The 1,944-nt window shown below is 62.6% G+C and carries 3 protein-coding genes; all 3 read left to right on the plus strand.

Annotated elements, in window-relative coordinates; genetic code table 11:
* Positions 1-113 precede the first annotated feature (113 nt).
* The 3 genes from FW784_RS13855 to FW784_RS14955 all read left to right on the plus strand — a co-directional run bounded on the left by FW784_RS13855 (position 114) and on the right by FW784_RS14955 (position 1,868).
* Positions 114-566, plus strand: coding sequence for a hypothetical protein (locus FW784_RS13855; RefSeq protein WP_187770838.1), 453 nt, complete (start codon positions 114-116; stop codon positions 564-566).
* A 78-nt stretch (positions 567-644) separates the two neighbouring features.
* Positions 645-1,145, plus strand: a complete 501-nt coding sequence (locus FW784_RS13860; RefSeq protein WP_149353910.1) for a hypothetical protein — start codon at positions 645-647, stop codon at positions 1,143-1,145.
* A gap of 336 nt (positions 1,146-1,481) precedes the next feature.
* The gene (locus FW784_RS14955; RefSeq protein WP_425481662.1) at positions 1,482-1,868 is read left to right on the plus strand and encodes a Rap1a/Tai family immunity protein; all 387 of its coding nucleotides are present in this window, start codon (positions 1,482-1,484) and stop codon (positions 1,866-1,868) included.
* Positions 1,869-1,944: the final 76 nt, after the last annotated feature.

Genomic DNA, 1,944 nt, shown 5'->3' on the forward strand with positions numbered 1-1,944 from the left:
CCACGTGGAGCAGCGGGCCAGCATCCCGGCGCGTGGGCTCTAACAATTCGTCCAAGCCGACGCCGCTTCGCGGCGCGGCTTAACTCAGGTGTTAGGCGGCAATGGAAGGTTCGATGCAAGTTGGGCGGTGGAGCATCCGGTTCGATCCGGAACTGACTCGCGAGCTGTACGCCAAGACGGCGAGCATCTCCTGCGAGTGCAGTGATTGCGTCAACTTCCGTGCGGCCGGCGAGCGTGCATTCGCTCCGCCCTTCCTACATTTGCTCACGCAGCTCGGTGTTGAGCCCAGCAAGCCAGCGGAGCTCTGCCACTACGGCGCCAGCGGCGAGCCCATGCCACCACAGGGCTGGTTCCACGTCGTTGGGCATCTCGAGACCGGCCGGGACGCGTGGCAGCAGACCGGCCAAGACACCTACAGCCTTGATCCGGAGCCGTTTCCCGGCATGACAAGCATCGGGTTCACGTCGCGCCTGTCCCAAGTTCCGGAACCTTTCGAAGGTCACCCGCTCGTCCAGCTGGAGTTCGAAACCACCGTTCCGTGGGTCACGGCGGCGCCACTGGCATGATGCACTGGTTGCCGCCTAACAATTCGTCCAAGCCGACGCCGCTTCGCGGCGCGGCTTAACTCAGGTGTTAGCTGCCAGATGGAGAAATCGGTAACCGCGCCTCTCGGAGCACATCGCCTCGCCGGCGAGTTTCTCAGCGCGGCACTGAAAGTATCCCCTGTGCCGTCCTCGGCAGCCGAGGAGTTGCGGCGGCCGTTGTCTCTGGTGGGCTACTACTTAGTCGGGCACTCCGTCGAGCTCAGCCTTGAGGCCTTCTTGTTGGGTCGGGGCGTTGCTATCGCAAAGCTTCGCAACAAGCCATTCGGCCACAACTTGGTGTCGCTCGTCTCGGAGGCGCGGCGTCGCAAGCTTGGGCTGGTGGTGAAGCTGTCGCGCCAAGAGTTGCTTGTGCTCAGCGTGCTCAATGAGTGCTACAGCGCCAAGGAGTTGGAGTATTCCGTTACTGGTCTGCGGCGCTTGCCCCGCTACCCGCTCGCTGTGGCCCTAGCATCCAAGCTGCTCAAAGAGCTGGCGCCCTACTGTCGTAAGCTGGCAGCTAACAATTCGTCCAAGCCGACACCGCTTCGCGGCGCGGCTTAACTCAGGTGTTAGCGCCCACACCGGGAAGCAGTCCGGCGCTTGAATGGTTCTGCCGCGTTCGAACTGTTTAGGCTTACGGCCAGATTCACGGGCCGCATCTCGCACGGCCGCAGCATTCGGCCGTTGTCGTAGCGCTCGTCGGCTTCCGGCTTCGCCGCCGCGTTCCAAGCTCGGCTTTCATGCAACACTTTCGCCTCGTGGAGCAGCAGGCTCGTATCCGGGCGTGTGGGCTCTAACAAGTCGTTCAACCCGACGCCGCTTCGCGGCGCGGGTCAACTCTGGTGTTAGGCCTCCAAGGGGAGTTCCGCAGTGACCAAACCATTTTCTGCAGCGGCGATGCTCGCCCTTCTACTGGGGGCGGGTTCCGCGTCGGCTACAGAGGGCCCTCGCATATCAGATCCGCTCGGGGATTCAACAGAATTTCTAGCGAATTGTCGCTGGGCAGAACGCTTGAGCTCGCCCGGCCTAACCGATACCCAGGTTGTCCAAGGGCTGTCCTGCCTTGCATTTGTTGCGGGCGTTTTCGGTGCGGTCGTCGAGGCCGATCGATACGACGCGGGGGATGTCCACATCTGCCACGCGCGCGAGACAATACCCCTCATCGTCGTGACAAGTGTTGTACAGCGCGCCAAGAAGGCGCCCGATCCCGCGCCGGGCACATCCCCTCGAAGATTGGTGCTTGAGGCTATCGGGGAATTGTTCCCGTGCCCGCGTGGCAAGTAGGCCTAACAATTCGTCCAAGCCGACGCCGCTTCGCGGCGCGGCTTAACTCAGGTGTTAGCGCCCACACCGGGAAACA

The sequence above is a fragment of the Cognatilysobacter lacus genome (assembly GCF_008274655.1).
In the GTDB taxonomy this organism is placed as follows: Bacteria; Pseudomonadota; Gammaproteobacteria; order Xanthomonadales; family Xanthomonadaceae; genus Cognatilysobacter; species Cognatilysobacter lacus.

Coding starts and splice junctions, on each gene's coding strand:
- FW784_RS13855 (WP_187770838.1), top strand. CDS start 114: ATGCAAGTTGGGCGGTGGAGCATCCGGTTCGATCCGGAACTGACTCGC.
- FW784_RS13860 (WP_149353910.1), top strand. CDS start 645: ATGGAGAAATCGGTAACCGCGCCTCTCGGAGCACATCGCCTCGCCGGC.
- FW784_RS14955 (WP_425481662.1), top strand. CDS start 1,482: ATGCTCGCCCTTCTACTGGGGGCGGGTTCCGCGTCGGCTACAGAGGGC.